25 protein-coding genes are annotated in these 26,313 nt (G+C 64.2%); 17 read left to right on the plus strand and 8 right to left on the minus strand.

Features of this window, described 5'->3' with window-relative positions:
• Positions 1-2: 2 nt before the first annotated feature.
• Complete coding sequence (gshB, locus tag GRI48_RS01505; protein WP_160670384.1) at positions 3-965, plus strand: glutathione synthase; 963 nt, start codon at positions 3-5, stop codon at positions 963-965.
• 23 nt (positions 966-988) lie between these two features.
• On the plus strand, positions 989-1,594 hold the full coding sequence (locus GRI48_RS01510) for a DedA family protein (protein ID WP_160670387.1): 606 nt from the start codon (positions 989-991) through the stop codon (positions 1,592-1,594).
• A gap of 3 nt (positions 1,595-1,597) precedes the next feature.
• On the opposite strand, the gene GRI48_RS01515 is transcribed toward GRI48_RS01510, so the two are convergent.
• Entirely contained in the window at positions 1,598-2,497 is a 900-nt protein-coding gene (locus GRI48_RS01515) for a tyrosine recombinase XerC (protein WP_160670390.1), read from the minus strand.
• Positions 2,494-3,645, minus strand: a complete 1,152-nt coding sequence (gene hemW, locus GRI48_RS01520) for a radical SAM family heme chaperone HemW (RefSeq protein ID WP_160670393.1) — start codon at positions 3,643-3,645, stop codon at positions 2,494-2,496. Before hemW ends, GRI48_RS01515 begins: the two co-directional genes overlap by 4 nt.
• A gap of 78 nt (positions 3,646-3,723) precedes the next feature.
• Here hemW and GRI48_RS01525 point away from each other — a divergent pair, with 78 nt between their 5' ends.
• Positions 3,724-4,242, plus strand: a complete 519-nt coding sequence (locus GRI48_RS01525) for a CAP domain-containing protein (protein ID WP_160670396.1) — start codon at positions 3,724-3,726, stop codon at positions 4,240-4,242.
• Positions 4,243-4,249: 7 nt separating this feature from the next.
• On the opposite strand, the gene rdgB is transcribed toward GRI48_RS01525, so the two are convergent.
• Both rdgB and rph read right to left on the minus strand, forming a co-directional pair.
• Positions 4,250-4,876 (minus strand): RdgB/HAM1 family non-canonical purine NTP pyrophosphatase, encoded by a 627-nt coding sequence (gene rdgB / locus GRI48_RS01530; protein WP_160670399.1) that lies wholly within the window; start codon positions 4,874-4,876, stop codon positions 4,250-4,252.
• A complete protein-coding gene (gene rph, locus GRI48_RS01535) occupies positions 4,873-5,586 on the minus strand; it encodes a ribonuclease PH (protein WP_160670402.1) in 714 nt (237 codons plus the stop codon). The genes rdgB and rph overlap by 4 nt, the downstream gene beginning before the upstream one ends.
• Before the next feature lie 84 nt (positions 5,587-5,670).
• On the opposite strand from rph, the gene hrcA reads away from it, so the two are divergent.
• From hrcA to GRI48_RS01550, 3 genes are all read left to right on the plus strand, one after another.
• Positions 5,671-6,714 carry a heat-inducible transcriptional repressor HrcA gene (gene hrcA / locus GRI48_RS01540; protein WP_160670405.1) on the plus strand — a complete coding sequence of 348 codons (1,044 nt, stop codon included), beginning with the start codon at positions 5,671-5,673 and terminating at the stop codon, positions 6,712-6,714.
• Between the two features lie 16 nt (positions 6,715-6,730).
• Positions 6,731-7,318: a nucleotide exchange factor GrpE gene (grpE, locus tag GRI48_RS01545; RefSeq protein ID WP_160670408.1), complete on the plus strand. Its 588-nt coding sequence runs from the start codon at positions 6,731-6,733 to the stop codon at positions 7,316-7,318.
• 71 nt (positions 7,319-7,389) lie between these two features.
• Positions 7,390-7,683: a glycine zipper domain-containing protein gene (locus GRI48_RS01550; protein WP_160670411.1), complete on the plus strand. Its 294-nt coding sequence runs from the start codon at positions 7,390-7,392 to the stop codon at positions 7,681-7,683.
• A gap of 58 nt (positions 7,684-7,741) precedes the next feature.
• On the opposite strand, the gene GRI48_RS01555 is transcribed toward GRI48_RS01550, so the two are convergent.
• Together GRI48_RS01555 and GRI48_RS01560 are read right to left on the minus strand one after the other, a co-directional pair.
• The gene (locus GRI48_RS01555) at positions 7,742-8,230 is read right to left on the minus strand and encodes a vgr related protein (RefSeq protein WP_160670414.1); all 489 of its coding nucleotides are present in this window, start codon (positions 8,228-8,230) and stop codon (positions 7,742-7,744) included.
• A 38-nt stretch (positions 8,231-8,268) separates the two neighbouring features.
• Positions 8,269-8,760 carry a copper chaperone PCu(A)C gene (locus tag GRI48_RS01560; protein ID WP_337190745.1) on the minus strand — a complete coding sequence of 164 codons (492 nt, stop codon included), beginning with the start codon at positions 8,758-8,760 and terminating at the stop codon, positions 8,269-8,271.
• A gap of 177 nt (positions 8,761-8,937) precedes the next feature.
• Here GRI48_RS01560 and dnaK point away from each other — a divergent pair, with 177 nt between their 5' ends.
• Positions 8,938-10,866 (plus strand): molecular chaperone DnaK, encoded by a 1,929-nt coding sequence (dnaK, locus tag GRI48_RS01565; RefSeq protein ID WP_160670417.1) that lies wholly within the window; start codon positions 8,938-8,940, stop codon positions 10,864-10,866.
• Between the two features lie 75 nt (positions 10,867-10,941).
• Positions 10,942-12,072: a molecular chaperone DnaJ gene (gene dnaJ, locus GRI48_RS01570; RefSeq protein WP_160670420.1), complete on the plus strand. Its 1,131-nt coding sequence runs from the start codon at positions 10,942-10,944 to the stop codon at positions 12,070-12,072.
• A gap of 15 nt (positions 12,073-12,087) precedes the next feature.
• Here the strand turns inward: dnaJ and GRI48_RS01575 are convergent, their stop codons facing one another.
• Positions 12,088-14,403: a patatin-like protein gene (locus tag GRI48_RS01575; protein ID WP_160670423.1), complete on the minus strand. Its 2,316-nt coding sequence runs from the start codon at positions 14,401-14,403 to the stop codon at positions 12,088-12,090.
• A 74-nt stretch (positions 14,404-14,477) separates the two neighbouring features.
• Between GRI48_RS01575 and radA the strand changes: the two genes are divergently transcribed.
• The 8 genes from radA (at position 14,478) to rnr (ending at position 24,113) form a co-directional block, all read left to right on the plus strand.
• Positions 14,478-15,839, plus strand: a complete 1,362-nt coding sequence (radA, locus tag GRI48_RS01580; protein WP_160670426.1) for a DNA repair protein RadA — start codon at positions 14,478-14,480, stop codon at positions 15,837-15,839.
• A 21-nt stretch (positions 15,840-15,860) separates the two neighbouring features.
• Positions 15,861-16,379: a CvpA family protein gene (locus tag GRI48_RS01585; protein ID WP_160670429.1), complete on the plus strand. Its 519-nt coding sequence runs from the start codon at positions 15,861-15,863 to the stop codon at positions 16,377-16,379.
• Positions 16,379-16,804 carry an iron-sulfur cluster assembly scaffold protein gene (locus tag GRI48_RS01590; RefSeq protein ID WP_160670432.1) on the plus strand — a complete coding sequence of 142 codons (426 nt, stop codon included), beginning with the start codon at positions 16,379-16,381 and terminating at the stop codon, positions 16,802-16,804. Before GRI48_RS01585 ends, GRI48_RS01590 begins: the two co-directional genes overlap by 1 nt.
• A gap of 54 nt (positions 16,805-16,858) precedes the next feature.
• Entirely contained in the window at positions 16,859-18,526 is a 1,668-nt protein-coding gene (locus GRI48_RS01595) for an MFS transporter (protein WP_160670435.1), read from the plus strand.
• Between the two features lie 5 nt (positions 18,527-18,531).
• Positions 18,532-19,569, plus strand: coding sequence for an alanine racemase (gene alr / locus GRI48_RS01600; RefSeq protein ID WP_160670438.1), 1,038 nt, complete (start codon positions 18,532-18,534; stop codon positions 19,567-19,569).
• 91 nt (positions 19,570-19,660) lie between these two features.
• Entirely contained in the window at positions 19,661-20,209 is a 549-nt protein-coding gene (gene phaR, locus GRI48_RS01605; RefSeq protein WP_160670441.1) for a polyhydroxyalkanoate synthesis repressor PhaR, read from the plus strand.
• 48 nt (positions 20,210-20,257) lie between these two features.
• A complete protein-coding gene (proS, locus tag GRI48_RS01610; protein WP_160670444.1) occupies positions 20,258-21,802 on the plus strand; it encodes a proline--tRNA ligase in 1,545 nt (514 codons plus the stop codon).
• A gap of 16 nt (positions 21,803-21,818) precedes the next feature.
• Complete coding sequence (gene rnr, locus GRI48_RS01615) at positions 21,819-24,113, plus strand: ribonuclease R (RefSeq protein WP_237451688.1); 2,295 nt, start codon at positions 21,819-21,821, stop codon at positions 24,111-24,113.
• Positions 24,114-24,125: 12 nt separating this feature from the next.
• Here the strand turns inward: rnr and GRI48_RS01620 are convergent, their stop codons facing one another.
• The gene (locus tag GRI48_RS01620; RefSeq protein WP_160675227.1) at positions 24,126-24,557 is read right to left on the minus strand and encodes a universal stress protein; all 432 of its coding nucleotides are present in this window, start codon (positions 24,555-24,557) and stop codon (positions 24,126-24,128) included.
• 156 nt (positions 24,558-24,713) lie between these two features.
• Between GRI48_RS01620 and GRI48_RS01625 the strand changes: the two genes are divergently transcribed.
• Positions 24,714-26,165, plus strand: a complete 1,452-nt coding sequence (locus GRI48_RS01625; RefSeq protein ID WP_160670448.1) for a 2-oxo acid dehydrogenase subunit E2 — start codon at positions 24,714-24,716, stop codon at positions 26,163-26,165.
• The last annotated feature ends 148 nt before the right edge of the window (positions 26,166-26,313 follow it).

The raw sequence follows: 26,313 nt of genomic DNA on the forward strand, positions 1-26,313 counted from the left end.
ACATGGCCTTGCGCGTAGCCGTCCAGATGGACCCGCTGGAATCGATCAATCTCGCGGGCGACAGCAGTTTTGCGCTGATGCTGAAGGCGCAGGAGCGCGGCCATTCGGTGTGGCACTACGACGTCACCACTCTCGCATGGGAGAATGGCCAGATCACCGCCTGGGCGAAGCCGGTGACGGTCAAGCGTGTCGCCGGCGATCATTTCATCGCCGGTGAACTGCGCAAGATCGATCTCGCCGAAGAGATCGACGTCATCCTCATGCGGCAGGATCCGCCGTTCCACCTCGGCTACATCAGCGCGGCGTTGCTGCTCGATCGGCTCAAAGGCACGACGCTGGTCGCGAACGACCCGCGCGAAGTCATCAATGCGCCCGAAAAGATGTTCGTCCTCGACTACGCGCGGTTCATGCCTCCGACGCTGGTTGCCCGCACGCTCGCCGACGTGAAGGCGTTCCAGCGCAAGCACGGTGCGGTGGTGGTCAAGCCGCTGCACGGCAATGGCGGCAAGGCGATCTTCCGTATCGATGCGGACGGATCGAACCTTTCAGCACTGTTCGAAGTCTTCAACCAGACCTGGCCCGAACCGCACATGGTCCAGCCGTTTCTTCCCGAGGTGGCCGAAGGCGACAAGCGGATCGTCCTGGTGGACGGCGAAGTGACCGGTGCGATCAACCGTTTTCCGGGCGAGGGCGAGTTCCGCTCCAACCTGGCGCAAGGTGGCCATGCCGAGGCGACGACGCTCAGCGATCGCGAGCAGGAGATCTGCGATGCCATGGGGCCTGAACTCAGGCGCCGCGGGCTGGTCTTCGTCGGGATCGATGTGATCGGTGGCAAGTGGCTGACCGAGATCAATGTGACGTCGCCCACCGGCATCGTCGCCATCGACAAGTTCAACGGTACGGACACGCCCGGCCTCATCTGGGATGCGCTCGAACGTCGCCACGCAGAAATGTCGGAGCGGTAATCCGTCCGGCGCGTTGAGCGCCCATGCAGGATTTCATCATCAGTGCGATCGAGCAGGGCGGCTATTTCGGCATCTTCCTGCTGATGGCGATCGAGAACATCTTTCCCCCGATCCCGTCTGAAGTGATCATGGGCGTCGGCGGCATGGCCGTGGCCCGGGGCACGATGGATTTCTGGCCGTTGATGATCGCCGGCACGGTCGGGTCGACTGCCGGAAACTACGCATGGTACTGGGTCGGCGCCACCTGGGGCAAGCATCGCCTCGAAGGTTTCATCGACAGGCGCGGTCGCTGGCTGACGCTCGAATGGGAAGACATCGAGAAGGCACGCAGTTTCTTCCAGAAGCACGGCCCGTGGGTCGTTTTCCTCCTGCGCTTCACGCCGTTCCTGCGTACGATGATCTCGCTCCCGGCCGGGATCGCGCACATGGGCAGGGTGCGCTTCCTCGTCTATACGACGCTGGGTGTCGCGATCTGGAACCTGCTGCTGATCGAGGGCGGACGCCGGCTCTCGATCTGGCTCGCCGAATCGCAACATATCCTCGGTTACGTCATCCTCGGGTTCCTCGCTCTGGGAGTCGCCGGTTACCTGTGGCGGCTCGCGACCTGGAAGCCGCGCGCCCAGCGCTGATGGTCAGCCCTTGCGTTCGCGGGGATGCGCGTTGCGATAGGTATCGAGCAGCGTCGCGGCATCGACCTTTGTGTAGATTTGCGTCGAGCCGAGCGAGGCATGGCCGAGCAGTTCCTGCAGGCTCCTCAGGTCTGCCCCGGCACCCAGCAGATGCGTCGCGAAACTGTGGCGCAGGGCGTGGGGCGTGGCAGTGTCGGGCAAACCGAGCGCCTTTCGCGCCTGCGCCATCGCTTTTTGCACCATCCCCTGGCTGAGCGGACCACCCTTGGCCCCGCGAAACAACAACTCCTCCCGGGGGATTGGCCACGGACATTGGGCGAGATAATCTGCGACCGCTTCCTGCACGATCGGGAGGACGGGCACGACCCGCTGCTTGTTACCCTTACCCGTTACCTGAAGCGTCGGGCCGAGTGGGACGTCGCCGCCCTTCAGTGAGAGCGCCTCGGCGATCCGCAGGCCCGAGCCGTAAAGCAGCAGCAGCACGGCCCGGTCGCGCGCACCGATCCAGTCTGTTCTAGCCAGCCCGCCGGCCAGATCCGCGACGTTGATCGCTTCGTCCGGGGTGACGGGCCGGGGAAGACCTTTCTTGATCCGGGGGCCGCGCAGCCGCGGCGCAGAGGCTTCGTCTTCGCCCACCTGGGTCTTTGCGTAGGAAATAAAGGACTTTAGCGCCGACAGTTCTCGCGCTGCCGAGGCATTGGACAAGCCTTCGCTACGGCGATGGGCCAGCTGCCCCCGTAGCATTTGCGTGTCTATCCGCGCGGCGGCGGGCCAGTCGGCGATCCTTGCACGATCGAGCAGGCGGTCTGCACAGGCGAGATAGGCGCGGACCGTGTGGGGCGAGCGGCGCCGGTCGTGGAGGAGATAATTGCGCCAGTCTTCGAGCAGGTCGGCCTTGCTCATGCCGACACGAGCGCCTCGGGAACGAGCTCTGCCAGCAACCCGTCGAGGAGCGGCATCCCGCTGTCGGTCACCGTGATGCGGCTGCCGTCTTGCCGCACGAGACCGAGGTCGGAATAGAGCCGCAGCTTTTCGGGCGCGATGAGGTCGCGCTGCGCGATACTGAAGCGGCCGGAAAGTTCGCCCAGATCCAGGCCTTCGGCCAGGCGCAAGCCCATCAACAGCGCTTCGCTCGCCTGCTCGCGCAGGCCCAGGTCGCGTGCTTCCTTGATGCCGTCACCGCCGTTCTCGACCGCAGCCAGCCAGTTTTCGGGCTTCTTGTGCCGCAAGGTGGCGGTACCTCCGCGCCGCCCGTGCGCGCCCGGGCCGATCCCGAAGTAATCGCGGTAGCGCCAGTAGGCGAGGTTGTGCCGGCTTTCCTGCCCGATACGCGCGTGGTTGCTGATCTCGTATGCGGGCAAACCCGCTTCGGCGGTCAATGCACGGGTCAGCGCGAAGAGATCTGCGGCAGGATCGTCTGCCAGCGGGTCGAAGGCGCCCAGCCGGACGTCGGTCGCAAAGCGCGTGTTGGGCTCGATGGTCAGCTGATATAGCGACATGTGGTCCGTGCCGAGCGCCAGCGCTTGCGACAGTTCCTCATGCCACGCGTCCTCGGTCTGGCCGGGGCGCGCGTAGATCAGGTCGATCGAGACGCGATCGAAGTTGGTTTGTGCGGTCTCGACGGCGTCCAGCGCTTCCCCGACGTTGTGCAGCCGTCCGAGAAACTGCAAGCTTTCCTCGCGAAGCGACTGAATTCCCAGCGAAACGCGATTGACCCCGGCCTGCGCGAGTGCCGCGAAATTCGCCGCTTCCACCGAGGAGGGATTGGCTTCCAACGTGATCTCGATACCGGGTGCAAAGCCCCACAGACGCTCGGCCTCTGCCAGAAGCGCTGCGACGGTCTCCGGCGGCATCAGCGATGGAGTGCCGCCGCCGAAGAACACCGATTCGAGCGGCTCACCACCGGCTATATCGGCTTCGTGACGCAGATCGGCGAGCATCGACGCCGCCCACCGCGCCTGGTCCACGTCCTGGCGAACATGGCTGTTAAAGTCGCAGTAAGGGCACTTTCTTATGCAGAAGGGCCAGTGAATGTAGAGCGCGCGCGCCATCAGGGATTATGGGCAGCGTGCGGCCTGCAAAGTCAAGCTGGACGCTACGCAGATTAAAGGGATCGGGACGGGTCGAACATGAAACATGCCATCGGATTGGCGCTGGTGACGGGTGCGATGCTGGCTGGAATGGCGATGCAGACGCCGCCGGTGCAGGCAAGCAGCGGTTTCGCGGCCGAATTGCTCATGCACCATAATGTCGAGCGCAAGCGACTGGGGAAGCCGCCGCTCGCATGGAGCAGCAAGCTGGCCCAGGATGCGAAGCGGTGGGCGGATCGCCTCGCTCGCAGCGACCGGCTCGAACATTCCAGCCAGGCCGAGCGGGGCGGTGCGGGCGAGAACCTGTGGATGGGCTACGCCGGCTACTACAGTGCCGGCGACATGATCGGCGGATTCATCGACGAGCGGCGCCACTTCAAGCCCGGCACTTTCCCGAACATCTCACGGACCGGAAACTGGCGGGACGTCGGCCACTACAGCCAGATCATCTGGCGCGACACGCAGCAAGTCGGATGCGCGGTTGCCAAGGGCCGGACCAACGATTTTCTCGTCTGCCGGTACTGGCCGGCCGGCAATACCTACGGCAAGGAAGCTTGAGCGTGCTCTAGCCGAACTGGTCGGCGACCAGCTTGGCGAACGCATCCGCACGGTGGCTGATCGCGTGCTTTTCGGCAGGGTCGATCTCGGCGAACGTTTTGTCGCTACCCGAGGGCACGAAGACCGGATCGTAGCCGAAACCCATCGCTCCCCGTGGCGGCCAGCTCAGCGACCCGTCGCATCGCCCCTCGTAGGCGACATGCTCGCCGTCGGGCCAGGCAATGGCGAGTACGCAATGGAAGGCTGCGCTGCGATCGGTGTCCGGCCCGAGTTGCTGAAGCATCCCCTCGACCTTGCCCATCGCCATGTACCAGTCGCGCCCCGGCTCGCCTTCGAACCACTGCCGCTCGGCCCAGTCGGCGGTGTAGACACCCGGACGTCCGCCCAGTGCATCGACCGACAGGCCGCTGTCGTCGGCCAGCGCGGCAAGGCCCGATGCCTCGGCTGCCGCACGCGCCTTTATCAGCGCATTGGCGACGAAGGTCGTCCCGGTCTCCGCCGGTTCGGGCAAGCCCAGCGAGCCCGCGCTGATGCACTTGATGCCATGCGGGGCGAGCAAGGCGGATATTTCCTTAAGCTTGCCCGCATTGTGCGTTGCGATGACGAGTGACCCGGAGCCGATACGGCGCGTCATGCCACGGCCGCGTCCTGTGCCTTGAAGACCTTGGCACACCCCATCTGCGCCAGGCGGAGCAGGCGCAGGAACGCTTCCTCGTCGTACGGTGCGCCCTCGGCGGTCGCCTGAGCCTCGGCGATCTTGCCGCCCTCGATAAGCACGAAGTTTGCATCGGCCTCGGCGTTGCTGTCTTCCGGGTAATCGAGGTCGAGCACCGGCGTGCCTTGGTAGATGCCGCAGGAAATCGCCGCGACCTTTGCCGCGATCGGGTCTTCCTTGATCAGGCCCTGCTGCATCAATCCGTTGACGGCGAGACGCAACGCGACCCAGGCACCAGAGATCGACGCCGTGCGCGTGCCGCCATCGGCCTGGATGACATCGCAATCGAGCGTGATCTGCCGTTCGCCGAGCTTCTTCATGTCCACGACTGCGCGCAAGGAACGCCCGATAAGCCGCTGAATTTCTTGAGTTCTTCCACTCTGTTTGCCGCGGGCTGCCTCGCGCTGACCGCGGGTATGTGTGGCACGCGGAAGCATCGAGTACTCTCCCGTGACCCAGCCTTCACCCTTGCCGCGCAGCCACGGCGGGATGCGTTCTTCCACGCTGGCAGTGCACAGCACGCGCGTCTCGCCGAAGCTGATCAGGCACGATCCTTCCGCGTGCTTGGTGAAGCCGGTTTCGATGGTGATGGCGCGCATTTCGTCAGGCGCACGGCCGGAAGGTCGCATGGATTATCCTTGTCAGATTCGTTTCTGCCGGTGCGTTAGGCGTTTGCCGCTTGAGCCTGCAAGGGCATCGACTAGATAGTTTGCATGCCGACCCCGCCGATCGCCGAAATGACCGACCGCGCGCGCCAGATCTTCGCGATGGTGGTGGAAGGCTATCTGGAAAGCGGGCAGCCGGTCGGATCGAAGACCCTAGCCGGCAATTCCGCGCTCGACCTCTCGCCTGCCTCGATCCGTTCGGTCCTTGCCGAACTGGAAGGATTGGGCCTGCTCGCGGCTCCGCATACCAGCGCGGGCCGGATGCCGACCGAAAGCGGCCTGCGCCTGTTCGTCGACGGCATGATGCGGATGGCCGAGCCGACGCGCGAGGAACGTGCCGCGATCGAAAATCGCCTTTCCGCACCCGGCCCGATCGAGCAGGCGCTGGAACAGACCAGCGCGATCCTGTCGGATCTGTCCGGCGCTGCGGGCATGGTCATGGTTCCCACGCGTGAGCAGCGGCTCGCGCAGTTCAACCTGGTCAACCTGGGTCAGGGCCGGGCGCTGGCAATACTGGTCGGCGAAGACGGGTCGGTGGAAAATCGCGTGATCGAGACCGGCGGTGCCATCCCGCCTTCCGCGATGGAACAGGCGAGCAATTATATCACCGCGCGCCTTGCGGGGCGCACCCTGGCAGAAGCGCTTTCGGCCATGCGACAGGAGATCAGCGCCGGGCGCAGCCAGCTGGATAAAGTGAGCGAGGCGCTGGTCGAACAGGGCCTCGCAGTATGGAGCAAGGACGCGGCCCAAAGGCCGGTGCTCATCATTCGCGGGCAGGCAAACCTTCTCGACGATGCGGCCCTGGGCGATATCGAGCGCGTCCGCCTGCTCCTGGACGATCTCGAGAACAAGCAATCGGTTGCCGAGTTGCTGGAAAATGCGCGCGAGGCCGGTTCGACCAGGATATTCATCGGCAGCGAGAACCGCTTGTTCGCGCTTTCCGGCTCCTCGGTCATCGCCTCGCCCTATCGCGACCGGGAAGGGCGGGTCGTCGGAGTGCTGGGCGTGATCGGCCCGACGCGGTTGAATTACGCGCGCGTCGTCCCCATGGTGGATCTGACAGCCCGCTCGCTGGGCAAGCTCATCGGATAGCTGGAAACTTTTGACAATGATCGACAACGACAAGTCGCACGACGATGCGATTGCAAAGGAACTCGAAGGTGTGCCCGAGGAATTCCTCGATGACGGTGCGGACGCGCAAGCGGATGAAGGCGAGGCCGATCTGGCTGCGGCGCTGGAATCGCTGCGCAACGATCTCGAGACTGCCAAGCAGGAAACCCTTTATGCCAAGGCGGAGACGCAGAACGTGCGTCGCCGGATGGAAAAGGACGTGGCCGATGCCCGGGCCTATGCCGCGACCGGATTCGCGCGCGACATCCTCTCGGTAGCCGACAACCTTGCACGCGCGATCGAGGCGGTTCCGTCGGAACTGCGCGAGGACAGCAAGTTCAAGGGCCTAGTCACGGGGGTCGAGGCCACCCAGCGCGAGCTCGACAAGGTGTTCGCCCAGAACGGCATCAGCCGCATCGCGGCGATGGGTCTTCCGCTCGACCCGAACCAGCACCAGGCGATGATGGAAATTCCGACCGGCGATGCAGAGCCTGGAACGATCGTTCAGGAAATGCAGGCCGGCTACATGATCAAGGATCGGTTGCTGCGTCCGGCCATGGTCGCCGTCGCCAAGAAGCCTGACTGATTCCTGCCGTTCGGAACTCTGGCCTGACCCATCCGTAGGTAACGGAACAGGGACAGTCGGAGACGAAAGCCATGAAAAAGCAAATTCTTATCGCACCGGCGCTTGCGCTGTCGGCACTCTCGCTCTCGGCCTGCGCCGAGAACTATGCAGCCGAAGGCGGATTGGCAGGAGCCGCCGCAGGTGCCGGCATCGCCGCGGTAACCGGGGGCGATATCACGCGCTATGCGCTTGCCGGCGCTGCAGCAGGGGCGCTCGCGGGCTACTTCGTGGACAAGAACGACAAGTGCGATGGTTACGACCGCGACGGGTACCTGGACGACGACTGCTTCGACACGCGGGGCTACCCGGTCGATCCGCGCTACTAAGCGGAACCAAGCTCGAACCAATAGAGTGGGGCTGCCGGAAACGGCGGCCCTTCTCGTTTCAACCGCCCGTGCTGTGCCTGAGGGCGCCCGGAAAATTGACCAGCACATCGTAGGCCGCGACATCGGCCATCCCGGCCAGCTTCAGGCCGTTCCTGAGCAGAAAGGCATGCTTCACGATCTCGGCCTGCTGCTCGATCCCGTATTTCTCGAGCGGCCATCCCGGGCGCAAAGAATAGTCGTAGCGCGCCCAGGGCATCCGCCGCGTGACGAGATACCAGTCGCCCAGTGTCTGGGTCTGCCAGACATGCGTCATCTCGTGGATGAAGTGCGCCTGCATCGTCAGGCTGGCACTTGAGAAGTCATCGCAATAATTCTGGCCAAGCGGATGAAAGTGCAGGTGTCCGCGCGGAGCCATGGTCACGCGTTTGGGTTGCAAGGGAAACCACTTGCGCCGACGGATCGTCACCTTGCCATAGTCGATCGCGGTCCCGAAAACCGTCCGGGCGAGTTCGATTTCGCCGGGCGTGAGCGGGCGCTCTCCGCCCACCGGGCAGACCGCACCTTGCGCGATCGGTTCTGCCTTCGTCAGTCTTCGGGCTCCTCGACTTCGCCGGCAGCGACGATGTCGACCGGGAAGGTGGCGGACTTGCCGCTAGAAACCGTGAGGGTGACGTCGGTCGTGCCGCCCGGCTTGAGGTCCGGGGAGACGCCCATCGCCATGACGTGGCGCGAACCCGGCTCGAAGGCCAGCTCGGTCCCCTTGCTGAGCGTGATCGGCAGCGCTTCCATCATCTCGCGCTTGCCCTGGTTGTCGCCGTATTCGTGGATCATGGCGCTCTGCGCGCCTTCGACCGACGCGCTGCGTATCGCGAGGCCTCGATCGCCTTCGTAAGCGAGCTGGAAATAGACCGCCGCCGGATTACCTTCGACCGCGTTCAGAACCATCTTTCCGTCGGTGATCGCCAGCCCGTCGATGCCCGTTGTATCGACTTCGGCCTGCGGCGCCGGCGCGTCGCCGCATCCGGTCAGAACGAAGGCGCATCCGGCAAGCAAGGCGGCAGCAAGGTACGATTTCACGACGGATTCTCCCCCATTTGTCAGGGCGGAACTACCGTTGCCGGCACGCCCTGCCAAGGTCTTGTGCGACCGAAAAGCACACCTATATCGCTTTCGCAAACGAGCTGCCGAGCGGTCCTGCCGAGCACGGGGGGCCAAGCGAGCGGCGTCCAATTAACTGCAGAAGATAGGGAAACCATGGCAAAAGTAATCGGTATCGACCTCGGCACCACGAACTCGTGCGTAGCCGTCATGGACGGGGGCAAACCCAAGGTCGTCGAGAATTCGGAAGGTGCGCGCACGACGCCGTCGATCGTCGCCTTCACCAAGGATAACGAGCGCCTCATTGGCCAGCCGGCGAAGCGCCAGGCCGTTACCAACCCGGACAACACGCTGTTCGCGATCAAGCGCCTCATCGGCCGTCGCTTCGACGATCCATTGACCAAGAAGGACATGGAACTCGTCCCCTATGACATCGTCAAGGGCAAGAACGGCGACGCGTGGGTCGAAGCGGGCGGCGAGGAATATTCGCCCAGCCAGGTTTCCGCCTTCATTCTCCAGAAGATGAAGGAAACCGCCGAGAGTTATCTCGGCGAGAACGTCACGCAGGCGGTGATTACCGTTCCCGCGTACTTCAACGACGCGCAGCGCCAGGCAACCAAGGATGCCGGCCAGATCGCCGGCCTCGAAGTCCTGCGCATCATCAATGAGCCGACTGCGGCTGCGCTGGCCTATGGCCTCGACAAGGAAGACGGCAAGACCATCGCCGTTTACGACCTCGGCGGCGGTACCTTCGACATCTCGATCCTCGAGATCGGCGATGGCGTGTTCGAAGTTAAGTCGACCAACGGCGACACCTTCCTGGGTGGTGAAGATTTCGACGCAGCGATCGTCGAATACCTCGCCGACCAGTTCAAGAAGAAGGAAAACATGGACCTGAAGACCGACAAGCTCGCTCTTCAGCGCCTGAAGGAAGCGGCCGAGAAGGCCAAGATCGAGCTGTCGTCCTCGCAGACGACCGAGGTCAACCTGCCCTTCATCACCGCCCGCATGGAAGGCGGCTCGTCCACGCCGCTGCATCTGGTCGAAACGATCACCCGCGCTGACCTCGAAAAGATGGTCGGCGACCTGATCAAGCGTACGCTCGAGCCGTGCAAGAAGGCGCTCGAGGATGCCGGCGTGACCAAGGACCAGATCGACGAAGTCATCATGGTCGGCGGGATGACCCGCATGCCCAAGGTGCGCGAAGTCGTCGAACAGTTCTTCGGGTCCAAGCCGCACACCGGCGTGAACCCGGACGAAGTCGTTGCCATGGGCGCGGCGATCCAGGCAGGCGTCCTGCAGGGCGACGTCAAGGACGTGTTGTTGCTCGACGTCACTCCGCTCTCGCTGGGCATCGAGACGCTGGGCGGCGTGTTCACCCGGATGATCGATCGTAACACGACCATCCCGACCAAGAAGACCCAGACCTATTCGACCGCTGAGGACAACCAGAACGCGGTGACCATCCGGGTCTTCCAGGGCGAGCGTGAAATGGCGGCCGACAACAAGATGCTCGGGCAGTTCGACCTCGTCGGCATCCCGGCAGCACCGCGTGGCGTGCCGCAGATCGAGGTTACCTTCGACATCGATGCCAACGGCATCGTAAACGTGTCCGCCAAGGACAAGGGCACGGGCAAGGAACAGCAGATCAAGATCCAGGCCTCGGGTGGCTTGTCGGACGCCGACATCGACCAGATGGTGCAGGATGCCGAAAAGTTCGCCGAGGAAGACAAGAAGCGCAAGCAGGCTGCCGAGGCTCGCAACCAGGCCGACAGTCTTGTCCACGCGACCGAAAAGCAGCTCGAGGAGCATGGCGACAAGGTCGATGCGGAAACCAAGGCTGCCGTCGAGAGCGCCTTGGCCGAAGCCAAGACCGCGCTCGAAGGCGACGACGTCGATGCGATCAATGCAAAGGCGCAGGCGCTGACCGATGCGGCCATGAAGATGGGCCAGCAGATCTACGAAGCGGAGCAGGCGAATAGCGCCGGTGCCGCTGCGGATGACGGTGCGGCGGAGGAGCCGGCGAAGGACGACGATGTCGTCGATGCCGAGTTCTCGGAAGTCGACGAAGACGCCAAGAACTGAGACTGACTGTGAAAGACGACCGCCATCGGTGCCGATCCGCGCCGGTGGCGGTTGGCCTTTGAGGGGATCGCGACTGTGTCGGCGACCGAAATAGATTTCTACGAACTGCTCGAAGTGTCCCGCGACGCCGACGAGAAGACGATCAAGTCGTCCTATCGCAAGCTCGCGATGAGGTATCATCCGGATCGCAACCCCGGGTGCGCCGAGAGCGAAGCCAGATTCAAGCAGATCAGCGTTGCCTACGACTGCCTGAAAGACCCGCAGAAACGCGCCGCCTACGATCGTTTCGGCCATGCGGCCTTCCAGAACGGCGGTCCCGGTGGTTTCGGCGGGCAGGCCGGGGCCGACTTCGGCGATATCGGCGACATTTTCGAAACGATTTTCGGGAGTGCCTTCGGCGGCGGCGGCGCACAGCGCCAGAGGCCGCGCCGCGGGGCGGACCTGCGCTACGACATGGAAGTGAGCCTCGACGAGGCCTTCCATGGCAAGTCGACCGAAATCGAGATCGAGACCTCGCAGCAATGCGATACGTGCGACGGATCGGGAGCCGAACCCGGCACCGGAAGCCGCACCTGCAACCTGTGCGGCGGTTACGGCAAGGTGCGCGCCAAGCAGGGGTTCTTCGTGGTCGAGCGGCCATGCCCGAACTGTCACGGCCGCGGCGAGGTCATCGAGAAGCCGTGTCACGAGTGTCGCGGTGAGGGGCGGGTGGACCGGGCGAGCAAGATCGCCGTCGAGATTCCTCCCGGTGTCGATACGGGCACGCGCATTCGCCTGACCGGAAAAGGCGAGGCGGGACCGATGGGTGCGCCTCCCGGCGATCTCTACATCTTCGTCCATATCAAGCCGCACGCTGTCTTCCAGCGCGAAGGCACGGCGTTGTTTACGCGGGTTCCGATCAGCTTCACCACGGCAGCGCTGGGCGGTTCGGTCGACATCCCGGGGCTCGACGGCAAGACCAATGAAATCGAGATCCCGGCCGGCATCCAGTCAGGCAAGCAATTGCGCAAGCGCGGTGCGGGGATGCCGGTCCTGCAAGGGCGCGGCTATGGCGACCTGGTCGTGGAGATCGAGGTCGAAACGCCGACGAAGCTGACCAAGGAACAGCGCAGCCTGCTCGAACAGTTCCGCGATACCGAGACCGGGGAAGAATGCCCGGGGACGCGCGGATTCTTCGACAAGATCAAGGATGCCTTCGGCGGCTGACCGGCGAGGCGAAAGCTACTTCGTCCGTTCGCCGATTTCTGCTCGCAACCCGTCAAGCAGGCTTTGGCGGCATCGGCCACTCTCCGCTTCCTCGTCGAGAATGGCGTGAAAGGCCGCGCGCTTGTAAGAGTTACAGACATGGTCCGCCAGCGGCGCGTCGAGGGTAGAGCAGACGATGTCGATCAATCGCTCGGCGCCGTGCAGCCGGCCCCAGAGATAATCGTTCTCGCGATAGGCCCGGCTGAAGAAAGCCCCGAAATTATAGAACTCGGTTCCCCGCAAGGTGGCGCTGGTCCCGCCTTCCCGGATCGCGCGCGCGTCTTCCGGGCTGATGCGATCGACCTTGACCGGGTCGAACTCGGTCAAACCCTCGTTACGCAGGAGCGGTAGCGTCGCGACATCGTAGAACGGGAAGCCGAGGTAGGCGAGCAGCATCCGCCGGCGCAGGTTCTTCGGCATCTTTTCGAGCGCGGAGGACAGCATCTCCTCGGCGCGGTCGTCGACTTCGGGCAGCAGGCGCGACTGCGACAGGTGATCGAGAACACCATGCGCATCCTCGAAAACCGCGTGGGAGAGGCCGGCGAACTCGTCGCCGAGCGGTGTCAGCCCCTCGCGCTCGAAATACATGGCAAGTATCTCGTAAACCGTCTCGCGCGCTTCCTCGAGTGCGCTGTCGTCGATCTCCGGATCGGACTCCCATTCGCGCGCCAGCCGACGTGCCAGCAGCCGCATCCGGCGGATCCGGAAACCGATGTCGTGCGCGCGGAAGAAGTCGATCGCCTCTGCGCTCGCACCGCCCGACGGGTTGGCCAGGTCGGTCAGTCCGCGCTGGCTCAGCGCGATGCGTAACTGGCCGACGATCGGATCGGCAGTCGGCAAGGATAGTCCCGGTGCCGAAGCGTGGACGAGCCCTGCCAGGCGTTCGAGGATGCCGGTCAGCTTCGCCTGCGCATAGGAATGAAACGCGTAACCCGCCTGCTCGGCGGCAGCCTGCTGCGCCTTGTTGCGCCACGCCTTCAGCCGTTTGGGTGTCGGCCTGTCCAGGAAGAGGGTCATGCCGAACAGCTTTTCCACCGTCCGCTCGACCTCCGGCCGCAAGGCAGCGACTATCACCCGCAAACGCTCGGCTTCGCGCGATTGCTGTTCCAGCACCTCGAGATTGTCGCGGATCGGTTGTTCGCGCGGAATCGTCGAGAGCGAACCGAATATGGCCGAGAAGAACCCGACGTCTTTCTCGCGCGATTTGCCGATCGCGCCGAGCCGGTCCGGGCGCGGGTCAATGTAGATGAAGCGGCGGTCGACCTCGCGCTGGGCAGGGCGCCCGCGCAAGCCGGCGATCGCGCCGGCGAATGGCGCGTTCACCAGCACCGACCCGTCGATCAGCGCGACGTCGTCGGCCGTCTCGCGCCTGACGTGCACGGGCATGATCTTGCCGAGAAATTCGTCGCGCCCGCTCCACTCGAGCGCGTGTTCGTCGGCCAGCCTGTCGATCTCTTCCACCTTGAGCGGTGGGAATGCGCCGGGAAAACTAGCCGTCGATCGTGCTGACAGGACGAGTTCGGGAATGGCGGCGAGGCTCTGACCGCTCGCGGCAGGCGTGCGGGCCCTGAAAGCGATCGGCATGCGGTGTTCGCTCTCCTCGACCACCGGTGGGCTGTTGAGGCGCAGCAGCTCGACATAGCCGCGGAAATCCGTTGCCGTGACGAAGAGGTCGAGCGGATGGTTGGGTGGCAGTAGCGGCGATTCCGTCGGGCTTTGGGCCATTGCCACCAGTGCATCGTGGAGCATGCGCGAGAAGCCGATGCCGGAAAACGGCGGCTCGAACCATCTCCCGCGGATGAGATGCGACACCTTTCTGCGTACTTCGGACCGGGTTTCCGGGGCGACACTTTCCGAAACCGCATTGCCGGGGCGCTTGAGCAACCACCAGACGAAGGGCATCGCCCACCATTTCGACACGCGCGACCAGGGCCTGGCATCGGGATCGATCAACCGGTCGACATCGGCCATTTCCAGCCAGAGCTCGGTGACCGGCTCGAGCGATTGGCCCGAGTGGACGGCCTGTGCGAGGAACACCGCATTGATCCCGCCCGCACTTGCGCCCGTGAGGATGTCGGGGAGGATCCGCAGCCGCAGTTCGCTCTCCTGCTCGATCCGCTGGAGGAACTCGCGATATACCTGCCGAACGCCGTTGCCCGGTTCTGCGTTATCGAGAAAATCACGACTGGCGCGCGCGAGATTCCAGATCTCCTTCGTCACGCCGTGCATGTAGACGGCGAGGCTGACCCCGCCGTAGCAGACGAGCGCGATCCTGAGTTCTTTCTGCCGCATCCTGAAGTGGATAGTGACGGTTCCTGAGTGACAACGCAATTGCGTTCCACAAATGTTCCGGTTATTTGCCGGGGATGGCCAAGACCAAACGACGCTACATCTGTGCTGCCTGCGGCGGCGTTTCGCACCGCTGGCAGGGGCAGTGCCCGGATTGCGCGGAATGGAACACGCTTACGGAGGATGCGCCGGCCAGCGTCTTTTCGATGAAGCACGATCTGTCGAGCGGGGGGCGGGCGTTCGAGTTCGTGCCGCTCGATGCGCCGAGCGAGCCATTGGTACGCCGATCGACCGGACTGGCAGAATTCGACCGCGCATTGGGAGGCGGGCTCGTGCCGGGAAGCGCGATCCTGATGGGCGGCGATCCGGGCATCGGCAAGTCGACCCTGTTGTTGCAGGCGGCAGCCAGCGTCGCGCAGGCTGGCGGGAAGGTCGTTTACGTAAGCGGCGAGGAAGCGGCCGCCCAGGTCCGGATGAGGGCCGACCGGCTCGGTGTCGTGAAGGCTCCGATCAGCCTCGCTTCAAGCACTTCGGTCCGCGATATCCTGACGACACTGGGCCGCGACGAACCGCCCGCTTTGCTGGTGATCGATTCGATCCAGACGATGCATTCGGATACGATCGAGGGTGCGCCGGGCACAGTCAGCCAGGTGCGCGGCTGCGCATTCGAGCTGATCCGCTATGCCAAGGAAAGCGGATGCGCGCTGGTGCTGGTCGGGCATGTCACGAAAGATGGCAGCATTGCCGGGCCGCGCGTGCTCGAACACATGGTCGACGTCGTGATGAGCTTCGAGGGGGAGCGCAGCCACCAGTACCGCATCTTGCGCAGTCTCAAGAACAGGTTCGGCGCGGTCGACGAGATCGGGGTCTTCGCGATGGAGGGCAAGGGCCTCCAGGAAGTCGCCAACCCCTCGATGCTGTTCCTCACGGGCCGCGACGAGCCGCTGGCGGGCAGTGCCGTGTTCCCGGCGCTGGAAGGTACCCGTCCCGTTCTCGTCGAGGTACAGGCGCTGATCGTGCGCCTGCAATCTGGCGCGACCCCGCGCCGCGCGGTCGTCGGGTGGGACAATGGCCGCCTCGCCATGTTGCTCGCGGTCCTCGAATCGCGTTGTGGCCTCAATTTCTCCACTGCCGAAGTCTATCTCAACATCGCCGGCGGTTATCGCCTGACCGACCCTGCGGCCGATCTGGCCGTCGCGGCAGCGCTGGTTTCGGCACTGGCCGACAGGCCCTTGCCCGATCGCAGCATCTGGTTCGGCGAAGTCTCGCTCGCGGGGGAAATCCGGCCGATCGCCCATGCCGGCCTGCGGCTGAAGGAGGCAGCCAAGCTCGGCTTCGAGAGGGGTTTCGGTCCATCGGACGTCAAAACCGGCTCGTCGCGGCTCGATTACGCCGGATTGCGACAATTGCCCAATCTCGTTGACCGGGTGATGCGATAAACCTACGTCCTTCATCGGGTTATGACGGTATTCGACATCTTGGTGCTGATCGTCGTGGGGGTGGCTGCCGTGGGCGGCTTCATGCGCGGGTTCGTGCAGGAAATCCTCTCGATCGCGGCGTGGATTCTCGCGGTGTTCGCGATCCACTACCTGCATACTCCGCTGACCGAGGCGCTGCGCAACGTCTACGATGCGGAGCCGGCAACCTCCTTGCTCGGCCTCGTGCTGCTTCTGTTGATCCCTTATGCGGGGATGAAGCTCATCGCCGGTCGCTTCGGCAACGCGTCGGGGGCAAGCATTCTCGGCCCGATCGACCGCGTCCTCGGCTTCGGGTTCGGCGCGCTCAAGGGTGCGCTGATCGTCGTGGTCGGTTTTGCAGTCATCGTTCTCGGCTATGATACCGCCTGGGGCTACAAGGGCCGACCGGACTGGATCACGCAGGCGCGGACCTATCCGATCGTCAACGCCTCGGTGAACGAGATGGTCCAGATGATCGCCGAACGGCGCGCCAGCCTGCGCCGCGAAGCCGAAGAAGGCTGATGCCCGCAGGCGAGCGCGAGAAGCTCTACTCGCTGGACTTGCTCGGCCTGGCGGTGCGTCTTTCCCAGTATCCGTTTCACAAGGACTGGTCGCTGGTCGGCGAAGCCCGCTCGCGCACCTGCGGCAGCGTTGTGCAATGCTGCATCCAGGCGGAGTCCGACCGGATCGTCGCCCTCGGATTGCAGGTTTCGGCCTGTGCCGTGGGACAGGCCGCGGCAGCGATTTTTGCCGCCCACGCCGAGGGATACGGCGTGGCCGAACTCGCGCGCACCGAAGGCCAGTTGGAAGCCTGGCTCGCAGGGGGCGGGACGCTGCCGAACTGGCCGGAGATCGAGAAACTGCAACCGGCTCTGCCGTTTCCTGCACGCCACCGCGCCATCCTGTTGCCGTGGACGGCCGCGATGCGTGCGCTTTCCAAGGCCTGAGGCCTCGGCTAGAGCGGCAGCCACATTCATGGATTGGCCACGGGGAAGGGGATCATGAGCGACAGCGCGATCGCGCAGCATCAGCCAAGCGACAAGGAAGTGCGACTCGTCATTGCCGCTTCCTCGGCAGGCACGATCTTCGAATGGTACGATTTCTTTATCTACGGCACGCTCGCGGCGCTGATCGGAGCGGCCTTTTTCCCGAGCGACAATGAAACCCTGCAGACGCTGCTGGTCTGGGCCGGCTTTGCGGTCGGCTTCGGGTTCAGGCCGCTGGGTGCAATCCTGTTCGGCTTCCTGGGCGATCGCCTGGGCCGCAAGTACACGTTCCTCGTCACCGTCACGTTGATGGGCATCGCGACCGCCGGTGTCGGCCTAATCCCGAGTGCCGCGAGCATCGGCATTGCCGCTCCGATCATCGTGATCGGTTTGCGCATCCTGCAAGGCCTTGCGCTGGGCGGCGAATACGGCGGCGCGGCGATCTATGTCGCCGAACATGCGCCGCCGGAGAAGCGCGGATTCTACACCAGTTTCATCCAGGCGAGCGTGGTCGGCGGCTTCGTGCTGAGCATCATCGTGGTGCTGCTGTGTCGTTCCTTGATACCGCCGGACGATTTCGCCGCCTGGGGCTGGCGCGTGCCATTTCTGGTCTCGATAATCCTTCTCGTGATCTCGCTGTGGATGCGGCTGAAACTGTCGGAAAGCCCGGTCTTCAAGGCGATGAAGGAAGCCGGGGAAACCGCGCACAACCCCTTCGTCGAGAGTTTCACCTACCCCGGCAACAAGAAGCGCATATTCGTTGCGCTGTTCGGCGTCACCGGCGTGCTGACGACGATCTGGTATACGGCGTTCTTCTCCGGAATGAGCTTCCTGCGCGGTCCGATGCGAATGGACGACCAGCTGGTCGAGATCGTGTTGCTGATTGCCGGGACTATCTCGATGAGTTTCTATCTCCTGGTCGGGAAATGGTCCGACCGGGTCGGGCGCCGCAAACCCATCATCATCGGCGCGCTCGCTTCGCTCGCCCTGCTTTTCCCTGTGTTCTGGGGCATGGGCAGCCTTGCCAATCCCGGGCTGGCGCGCAGCTCGGCGGAAGCGCCGGTGGTCGTCGAGGGAGCAGAATGCACCTACGACCCGTTTGCCGAGAAACAATCGACCCAATGCGGCCGGATGCTGGCCGACCTGACCGCGCTCGGCGTCTCCTACTCGATCGACCGCAATGCCTGCGGCCCACTCGATGAATGCGCAGCGGGCGCATGGTCGATCGGTGACCAGACCTACATCTACGACGGGCTGGACGACGCGCAACGCAAGGCCGACGTGAAAGCCAAGCTGGAAGCCGCCGGTTACGATTTCGCCGACCAGACGCCGCCGCTGGGCAGTATAATCGGCATCATCGGCCTGCTGTGCGTCCTGGGCATGCTCTCGGCGCTGACTTACGGTTCGGTCGCGGCGCTGCTGAGCGAGATGTTCCCGCCTCGCATCCGCTATAGTTCGATGTCGATCCCCTATCACATCGGCGCAGGCTACCTCGGTGGCTTCCTGCCTCTCATCGCGAGCTACATCGTCGCGACGACCGGCAATGCCTATTCCGGCTTGTGGTACACCTGGGTGGTCGTGGCATTCGGGGTCGTGATCGCATGGTGGGGGCTTCCGTCCGGCCCGCCGCGCGATTTCGCGGACAGTCACGACGATCCGCCGGTCTCGCCGGCGATGCCCTGAGCATCATGGCGCCACTGCCTCCGGCGACATTGCGGCTGAGCGTCGACACCGACGCCCTTGCGCATAACTGGCGCGCTCTCGACACCATGTCGGGAAGCGCGGAAGCCGGTGCCGCGATCAAGGCCGATGCCTATGGGTTGGGCGTGGCGACCTGCTTGCCCGCTCTGCGCGATGCTGGCGCGCGTGCCTTCTTCGTGGCGCACTGGTCCGAGGTACCCGAAGCGATCGCGCATGTTCCGGCAGGCCAGGTGTCGGTGCTGCACGGCCCGTCGAACGCGCAGGATGCCGCGTTTGCACGTGCCACCGGGGTCAAGCCGGTCATCAACTCGCTCGCACAGGCGCGGCTGTGGATCGATACCGGCGCAGGTGCGTGCGACCTGATGGTCGATACCGGGATCAACCGGTTGGGGCTCTCGATGCACGAGATCGGCGATGCCGCCGTAGCGCAGCTCGAAATCGACACGCTGATGTCGCATCTCGCCTGCGCCGATGAAGACAGCGCCATGAACGCAGGCCAGCTTGTCCGCTTCCGTGAAGCCGTCGCCGCGATTCCGGCGAGGCGGCTGAGCCTGGCGAACAGCGCCGGGATCGCGCTGGGGCCGGACTATCATTTCGACGTGACCCGGCCCGGCCTGTCGCTCTACGGCGGAATCCAGCGCCGCGAGCACGAGGGCGTTATCCGGCAGGTCGCGCAGCTGCAGGCAGCCTTGATCCAGACACGCGAGATCGCTGCGGGCGAAAGCGTCGGCTACAATGCGACCTTCACTGCAAGCAAGCCCATGCGGATTGCAGTCGTCTGCCTCGGCTATGCGGACGGTTTCCTCCGCTCGTGGAACGGGGCATCGCTGGCTTTCGGCAGCGCACGACTTCCCATTCTGGGGAAGGTGAGCATGGACATGGTGGTCGTCGATCTGACCGCAGCGCCGGACCTGAAAGAAGGGGACTGGGTCGATGTGCCTTATAATCTGCGCAACGCTGCAGAGCACACCGGTCTATCGCAATACGAACTGCTGACGGTGCTCGGGAAACGATGGCAGCGTTGATCGGGCCACGCTTGACCTAGGCGTTATGTTGCACTGCACATTGTGCAGGTGCTAAGGTGCAGCATTACTGCCTTTTCGGGAAAGGTCCTTCATGGCCAAACGCAAAGCGGATGACGGGTCGCCGACCATCATCAAGAAATACGCCAACCGTCGTCTCTACAACACGGGCTCTTCGAGCTACATCACGCTCGACGATCTGGCCGCGATGACGCGCGAGAACGTCGACTTCCAGGTGGTCGATGCGAAATCGGGCGAGGACATCACCCACTCGATCCTCACGCAGATCATCATGGAGGAAGAAGAGAAGGGCGAGCAGATGCTTCCCGTCAGCTTCCTGCGCCAGCTCATCGGCATGTACGGCAATTCGATGCAGGCGCTGATGCCCAGCTATCTCGAGGCATCGATGGAAAACTTCCGCGCCAACCAGACGAAGCTGCGCGATGCCTTCGAGAAGGGCATCGCCGCCAACCCGATCGCCAAGATCGCCGAGACCAACATCGCGATGATGCGCGCCGCGAGCGAAGCCTTCCTGCCCAAGACCGGCTCGCCAAGGAAGTCGGCCGCCGCCGAGGACGAACTGGCAGCGATGCGCGAACAGATGGCGCAGATGCAGAAAAAGCTCGACGAGCTGTCCAAGTAATTTACCGGCGGGCGCGACCCGCCATCTTTTCCAGGAATATCATCTCCCGTGTCCAATTTCCGCCACGCCCTCAACACCAGGCGCGATGCCGATTTCTCTGCCTGGTATCAGGAAGTCATCTCCGCTGCCGACATGGCCGAGGAATCGGGTGTGCGCGGCTGCATGGTCATCAAGCCGTGGGGCTATGGTATCTGGGAAAGATTCCAGCGTCTTATGGATGACCGTATCAAGGCGGCAGGCGTCCAGAACTGCTACTTCCCGATCTTCATTCCGCTGGCGAATTTCGAACGCGAGGCAAGCCACGTCGATGGCTTCGCGAAGGAAATGGCCGTCGTCACCCACCATCGGCTGATTTCTGATGGCAAGGGCGGGCTCATTCCCGATCCCGAGGCCAAGCTGGAAGAGCCGCTGGTCGTTCGCCCGACCTCGGAGACAATCATCGGCGATGCCATGGCGCGCTGGGTGCAGAGCTGGCGGGACCTTCCGCTGCTGACCAACCAGTGGGCCAATGTCGTGCGCTGGGAAATGCGCACGCGCATGTTCCTGCGGACCAGCGAGTTCCTCTGGCAGGAAGGGCACACCGCCCACGAGAACCGCGATCAGGCCATGGAAGAGACGCTGCGCGCGCTCGAGATGTATCGCGCGAGCGCGGAAGAGGATCTCGCCTTGCCGGTCATCACCGGAGAGAAGCCGGAGAACGAACGTTTCCCGGGTGCGGTCGGCACGTGGTCGATCGAGGCGATGATGCAGGACGGAAAGGCCTTGCAGGCCGGGACCTCGCACTATCTCGGCACCAATTTCGCCAAGGCGGCGGGCATCAAGTACCAGGATCGCGACGGAGCCGAGCAGTTCGCCCACACGACCAGCTGGGGCGTATCGACGCGCCTCATCGGCGGTATCATCATGACCCATGGCGACGATGACGGACTGCGCGTGCCGCCCAAGGTCGCTCCCTACCAGGTCGTCATCCTGCCGATGCTGCGCGACCAGCCCGAGGACGAGGCACTGCTCGCTTACTGCGAGGAGATGCGCGCTGGCCTTGCGGCGCAAGTCGCACTGGGCGAACCGGTCCGGGTCCTGCTCGACAAGCGGCCCGGCAAGGCTGCCGGCAAACGCTGGGATTGGGTGCGCAAGGGCGCGCCGCTGATCGTCGAGGTCGGCCCGCGCGACATGGAGGGCGGCAAGGTCGCCCTGCTGCGCCGCGATCGCCTGTGGAACATGGACAACGGCAAGCCCAACTTCGATTTCACTCCCAGGGATGCCTTCGTCGAGAAGGCTGCGGCCTTGCTCGAGGAAATCCAGCGGGGGCTGTTCGACGAGGCACGCAAACGGCGCGACGAAAATATCGTCCGAGGTGTCACCTCGATGGAGCAGGTCTCGGAATTCTACAGCAGCGGTGCGAAATATCCGGGCTGGATCGAGGTGCAGTGGGCCAAGCCGACCGGTGCCGCGCTCGACGCGGTGGTCGAGCAACTCAAGACGCACAAACTGACCATCCGCAACGTGCCGATGGATGCACAGCCTGCCGACGGCAATTGCATCTTCACCGGAGAGCCCGCAGTCGAGCGGATCCTGATCGCGCGGGCTTACTGATTTGGCCAAACGTCAAATGCCCAGACAGGCCGGTATGCCGAGCCGCGAGCAGATACTGGAGTTTCTCCAGACGTCCGATACGGTTGCCGGAAAGCGGGAGATCGCCAAGGCGTTCGGCCTGAAGGGCCAGGAAAAGATCGCGCTGAAGAAGTTGCTGAAGGATATGGCCGAGGAAGGCCTGATCGACGGGAAGCGCACGGCATATCACCGGATGGGCGGTGTGCCGAAAGTCACCGTGCTGCGGGTGGAGGAGATCGAGGACGGCAGGCCGGTCGCGGTCCCCGAAAACTGGGATTCGGAAGCCGGCGGCAAGCCCCCCCGCATCGTGCTCAAGGAGCAGAAGAAAGGCGCGGCCCTCAAGCGCGGTGACCGCGTACTGACGCGCACCGAGGATACGCAGAACGGGTGGGTCGGCTATCCGATCAAAAAGCTTCCTTCCCGCACCGAGGGGCTGATGGGCATCGTCGAGTTCGACGGCGCCGGCAAGCCCTGGCTGGCGCCGATCGAAAAAAGCGTGCGCCAGTCCTCGCCGATCAGCGATGTCGGCGGGGCGGAGGCAGGCCAACTGGTGATAGCAGAGCGGGCAGGGCGATCTCCGCGTGCCGGGGTGAAAGTCGTCGAGGTCGTCGGTGACCCGCTGGCACCCAAGAGCTTCAGCCTGATCGCCATCGCCAAGCACGGCATTCCGCACGTCTTTCCCGAAGCTGCGATCGAGGAAGCGCAGGCGGCGACCGAGCTGGCGCTGTCTCCCGACCACCGCGAGGACCTGCGGGCAGTGCCGATCGTCGCGATCGATCCGGCCGATGCGCGCGATCACGACGATGCGATCTGGGCCGAGCCCGATCCGGACAACGAGGGCGGCTTTCGCGCGATCGTCGCCATTGCCGACGTCAGCTATTACGTCCGGCCCGGAAGCGCGCTCGACAAGGAAGCGCGCAAGCGCGGCAACTCGGTCTACTTCCCCGACCGGGTCGTACCGATGCTGCCGGAAGTGCTCAGCGCGGACGTCTGCTCGCTACGACAGGACGAGGATCGCGCGGCGATGGCCTGCCACCTGCGCATATCGGCCGGCGGCAAGGTAACCAGCCACCGTTTCACCCGCGCGATCGTGCGGATCACGCACAACATAGCCTACGAGGATGCGCAGGCAGCGATCGACGGCGACGATGCGCCACAGCATCTCCAGCATCTCTGGCAAGCATGGAAGCTGCTCGCCAAGGCCCGCGCCGAACGCGACCCGCTCGAACTCGAATTGCCAGAGCGCCAGGTCAGGCTGAACGATCAGGGCAAGATCGAGGAGATCGCCATTCGCGAGCGGCTCGACGCGCACCGGGTGGTTGAGGATTTCATGATTGCTGCCAATGTCGCGGCGGCCAAGGCGCTCGAAGCGAAGACCGCTCCGGTGGTCTACCGGGTGCACGAGACACCGAGCCGTGAGAAGCTGATCGCGCTGCGCGATTATCTCGGCACCATGGATCGCACGCTGGCGCTTGGGCAGGTGGTGACGCCCGGCCTGTTCAACCGGATGCTCAAGGACATTTCCGACGAAGCGGAAAAGGCGCTGGTGATGGAGGCGGTGCTGCGCAGCCAGATGCAGGCCTATTACGGCCCGGCCAATGCTGGCCATTTCGGCCTCGCGCTCGGCTCCTATGCACACTTCACCTCGCCGATCCGTCGCTATGCCGACCTGCTGGTCCACCGCGCGCTGGTCGACGCCTACAAGCTCGAACAGCCTGCTCCGCCCAGAAAGCTCGATTTGCCGGAGGGCACCGGCCTCGCGGATCGGGACAAGGCCAACCTGCAGGGCATAACCGATGCCATCAGCCAGACAGAACGACGCGCGATGGAGGCCGAGCGAGATACCATCGACCGCTACATGGCTGCCTGGCTGTCGAGCCGCGTGGGAGAAACCTTCAAGACGCGGATCACCGGTGTGCAGAGCTTCGGGTTCTTCGCCACGATCGTGGGAATGGGCGGCGACGGGCTTGTGCCGGTATCCTCGCTCGGGCGCGAATACTTCCGCTACGACGAGAAAGCGCAGGCGCTGATCGGCGAGAACAGCGGCACGACCTACGCCAGCGGCGACGTGCTCGAATTGAAACTGGCCGAAGCCAATGCGCTGACGGGCGCGCTCAAGTTCGAGGTTCCGGGCAGCGAGGGCCAATCGATCGAGCCACGGGGCAAGCGGCCACTCGCAAAGAAAACGGGGACTGCAAAGCATGCGCCGAAACACACGCAGGGCAAGCGCGGCCGGCCTGGAAACATCCGGCACCAGGGGCGCAAACAGGGTGGCGGAAAGAAGAAGCGCTAGCCGGCGAGCGTTTCAGGCGAGTTCGTCGATCTTCTCGTCGCTGAGGCTGCCGGGCACGATGTAGACCGGGCAGGGCAGGGCGTGCGCCCCGCTGGTGAAATGCGTGACAAGCGGTCCGGGATTGCTGTCTTCCGCGGCCGCCAGCACCAGTGCCGCGACTTCCTCGTGTTCCTCGAGATATTCGCGGACAACCGTTTGCGCGCTGCCGACCCGGACGGCGATTTGCGGCATCTTGCCACCCTCGGCAAAGATGTTGCCCGCGGCGTTGTCGGCCATCACCTCGGCCCGCTCGCGCGCCTCCTGCTCGATCGTGGCCTGCACGCCGCCGAAGGCGTTGAAGTTCTGTTGCGGCACCAGCGCGAGGATATGAAGCGATCCGCCGGTGTTGGCGGCACGGCGCGAGGCGAAGCGCACGGCTTTGCGCGCCTCCTCCGTTTCGTCCATCACGACGAGATAAACGCGAACCACGTGCCCTCCCTCGGCCGCCCAAGCGGGGCTTGTATCTGCTGAAATCTATTTTGGCGCAAGAACCTTGCCCGTGCGAACCAAATTGGCCAGAGGTGGCGCTACCCACTCCCCGGGAAGGACGTAACGTAAACCATGCCCATCGCCATCAAAATGCCCGCGCTTTCGCCCACCATGGAGGAAGGAACGCTGGCCAAGTGGCTGGTCAAGGAAGGCGATACGGTGTCCGCCGGGGACATCATGGCCGAAATCGAAACCGACAAGGCGACCATGGAATTCGAGGCGGTGGACGAGGGCACGATCGCCCAGATCCTGATCGCCGAGGGAACCGAGGGCGTGAAGGTCGGCGAGGTCATCGCCATGCTTGCCGAAGAGGGCGAGGATCCCGCCTCCATCGATACCAAGGCTGCCGTCGATGCCGAACCGGCGGAAACGCCTAAGCCAGTCCCGTCCTCCGCGCCTGCCCCGTCGCCCGATGGCCCTGCCGCCACGCCGAGCGCGCGCAAGCTCGCGGCCGAAAAGGGTGTCGACCTTGCCTCGATTACCGGAACCGGGCCGGACGGGAAGATCACCAAGGGCGATGTCGAGGATGCGCCTGCTGGCTCGGCACCCGCCAGCACACCGGCCACTACTCCGACCCCGTCGCCGAGCCCTGCTCCGGCATCGTCTCCCGCGCCGTCCGCTAGCGGCGATCGCGTTGTTGCCTCTCCCCTGGCCAAGCGCATTGCCGAGCAAAAGGGGCTCGACCTGACGGTGATCAACGGGTCCGGACCCAACGGCCGCATCGTCAAGGCGGACGTCGAAAACGCCGAGCCCGGCCAGGCTGCTGCCGCACCCGCACAGGCAATGGACGCACCCAAGACACCCGCCAGGACACCCGCCGAAAGCGAATTCGGCGCGCCTTACGAGGCGGAAAAGCTCAACAATGTCCGCAAGGTCATCGCGCGCCGCCTGACCGAGGCGAAGCAGACCATTCCGCACATCTACCTCACGGTCGACGTGCGCCTCGATGCGCTGCTCAAGCTGCGCGGCGAACTGAATGCCAGCCTGGAGGCCGATGGCGTGAAGCTGTCGGTCAACGACCTGCTCATCAAGGCGCTGGCCCGCGCGCTCCAGCGTGTGCCGGCGTGCAACGTCAGTTTCCAGGGCGACGAACTGCACCGTTATTCGCGGCAGGACATCTCGGTCGCGGTGGCTGCGCCTTCGGGCCTGATCACGCCGATCATCGTCGATGCCGGGCGCAAGGGCCTCGCGCAGATCAGCACCGAGATGAAGGAGCTTGCCGGCAAGGCGCGCGACGGCAAGCTGCAGCCGCATGAATATCAGGGCGGCACCGCCAGCCTCTCCAACCTCGGCATGTTCGGGGTCAAGCAGTTCGACGCGGTGATCAACCCGCCGCAGGCGATGATCCTCGCTGTCGGCGCGGGCGAGCATCGTCCGTACGTCGTGGACGGCGCTCTGCAGGTGGCGACGGTAATGAGCGCGACCGGCAGTTTCGATCACCGCGCGATCGACGGCGCCGACGGTGCACAACTGATGCAGGCGTTCCAGCAGCTGTGCGAGAACCCGATGGGGCTGGTGGTTTGACCTCTCGGTCAGATATCAAGGCTTATCTACTCGCTGTAGTTTGCGCATCGGCGGCCGGAAGTATTCCGCTCACTGGATTCTTTGGAGGGTGGGACTCTTTTGCACGATTGCTCATCTCCATCTTCGCAGGAACGGTAGTTCTCATCCC

The sequence above is a fragment of the Qipengyuania oceanensis genome, from assembly GCF_009827535.1.
Taxonomy (GTDB): Bacteria; Pseudomonadota; Alphaproteobacteria; order Sphingomonadales; family Sphingomonadaceae; genus Qipengyuania_C; species Qipengyuania_C oceanensis.

What these genes read in the sequence shown, in the direction of transcription:
- rdgB (WP_160670399.1), bottom strand. Translation starts at nt 4,876, where the DNA reads ATGACGCGCCGTATCGGCTCCGGGTCACTCGTCATCGCAACGCACAAT.
- rph (WP_160670402.1), bottom strand. Translation starts at nt 5,586, where the DNA reads ATGCGACCTTCCGGCCGTGCGCCTGACGAAATGCGCGCCATCACCATC.
- GRI48_RS01620 (WP_160675227.1), bottom strand. Translation starts at nt 24,557, where the DNA reads ATGGACGAAACGGAGGAGGCGCGCAAAGCCGTGCGCTTCGCCTCGCGC.
- gshB (WP_160670384.1), top strand. Translation starts at nt 3, where the DNA reads ATGGCCTTGCGCGTAGCCGTCCAGATGGACCCGCTGGAATCGATCAAT.
- hrcA (WP_160670405.1), top strand. Translation starts at nt 5,671, where the DNA reads ATGCCGACCCCGCCGATCGCCGAAATGACCGACCGCGCGCGCCAGATC.
- phaR (WP_160670441.1), top strand. Translation starts at nt 19,661, where the DNA reads ATGGCCAAACGCAAAGCGGATGACGGGTCGCCGACCATCATCAAGAAA.
- grpE (WP_160670408.1), top strand. Translation starts at nt 6,731, where the DNA reads ATGATCGACAACGACAAGTCGCACGACGATGCGATTGCAAAGGAACTC.
- GRI48_RS01525 (WP_160670396.1), top strand. Translation starts at nt 3,724, where the DNA reads ATGAAACATGCCATCGGATTGGCGCTGGTGACGGGTGCGATGCTGGCT.
- GRI48_RS01625 (WP_160670448.1), top strand. Translation starts at nt 24,714, where the DNA reads ATGCCCATCGCCATCAAAATGCCCGCGCTTTCGCCCACCATGGAGGAA.
- radA (WP_160670426.1), top strand. Translation starts at nt 14,478, where the DNA reads ATGGCCAAGACCAAACGACGCTACATCTGTGCTGCCTGCGGCGGCGTT.
- rnr (WP_237451688.1), top strand. Translation starts at nt 21,819, where the DNA reads ATGCCCAGACAGGCCGGTATGCCGAGCCGCGAGCAGATACTGGAGTTT.
- hemW (WP_160670393.1), bottom strand. Translation starts at nt 3,645, where the DNA reads ATGGCGCGCGCGCTCTACATTCACTGGCCCTTCTGCATAAGAAAGTGC.
- GRI48_RS01585 (WP_160670429.1), top strand. Translation starts at nt 15,861, where the DNA reads ATGACGGTATTCGACATCTTGGTGCTGATCGTCGTGGGGGTGGCTGCC.
- GRI48_RS01575 (WP_160670423.1), bottom strand. Translation starts at nt 14,403, where the DNA reads ATGCGGCAGAAAGAACTCAGGATCGCGCTCGTCTGCTACGGCGGGGTC.
- GRI48_RS01595 (WP_160670435.1), top strand. Translation starts at nt 16,859, where the DNA reads ATGAGCGACAGCGCGATCGCGCAGCATCAGCCAAGCGACAAGGAAGTG.
- GRI48_RS01550 (WP_160670411.1), top strand. Translation starts at nt 7,390, where the DNA reads ATGAAAAAGCAAATTCTTATCGCACCGGCGCTTGCGCTGTCGGCACTC.
- alr (WP_160670438.1), top strand. Translation starts at nt 18,532, where the DNA reads ATGGCGCCACTGCCTCCGGCGACATTGCGGCTGAGCGTCGACACCGAC.
- GRI48_RS01590 (WP_160670432.1), top strand. Translation starts at nt 16,379, where the DNA reads ATGCCCGCAGGCGAGCGCGAGAAGCTCTACTCGCTGGACTTGCTCGGC.
- GRI48_RS01515 (WP_160670390.1), bottom strand. Translation starts at nt 2,497, where the DNA reads ATGAGCAAGGCCGACCTGCTCGAAGACTGGCGCAATTATCTCCTCCAC.
- dnaK (WP_160670417.1), top strand. Translation starts at nt 8,938, where the DNA reads ATGGCAAAAGTAATCGGTATCGACCTCGGCACCACGAACTCGTGCGTA.
- GRI48_RS01510 (WP_160670387.1), top strand. Translation starts at nt 989, where the DNA reads ATGCAGGATTTCATCATCAGTGCGATCGAGCAGGGCGGCTATTTCGGC.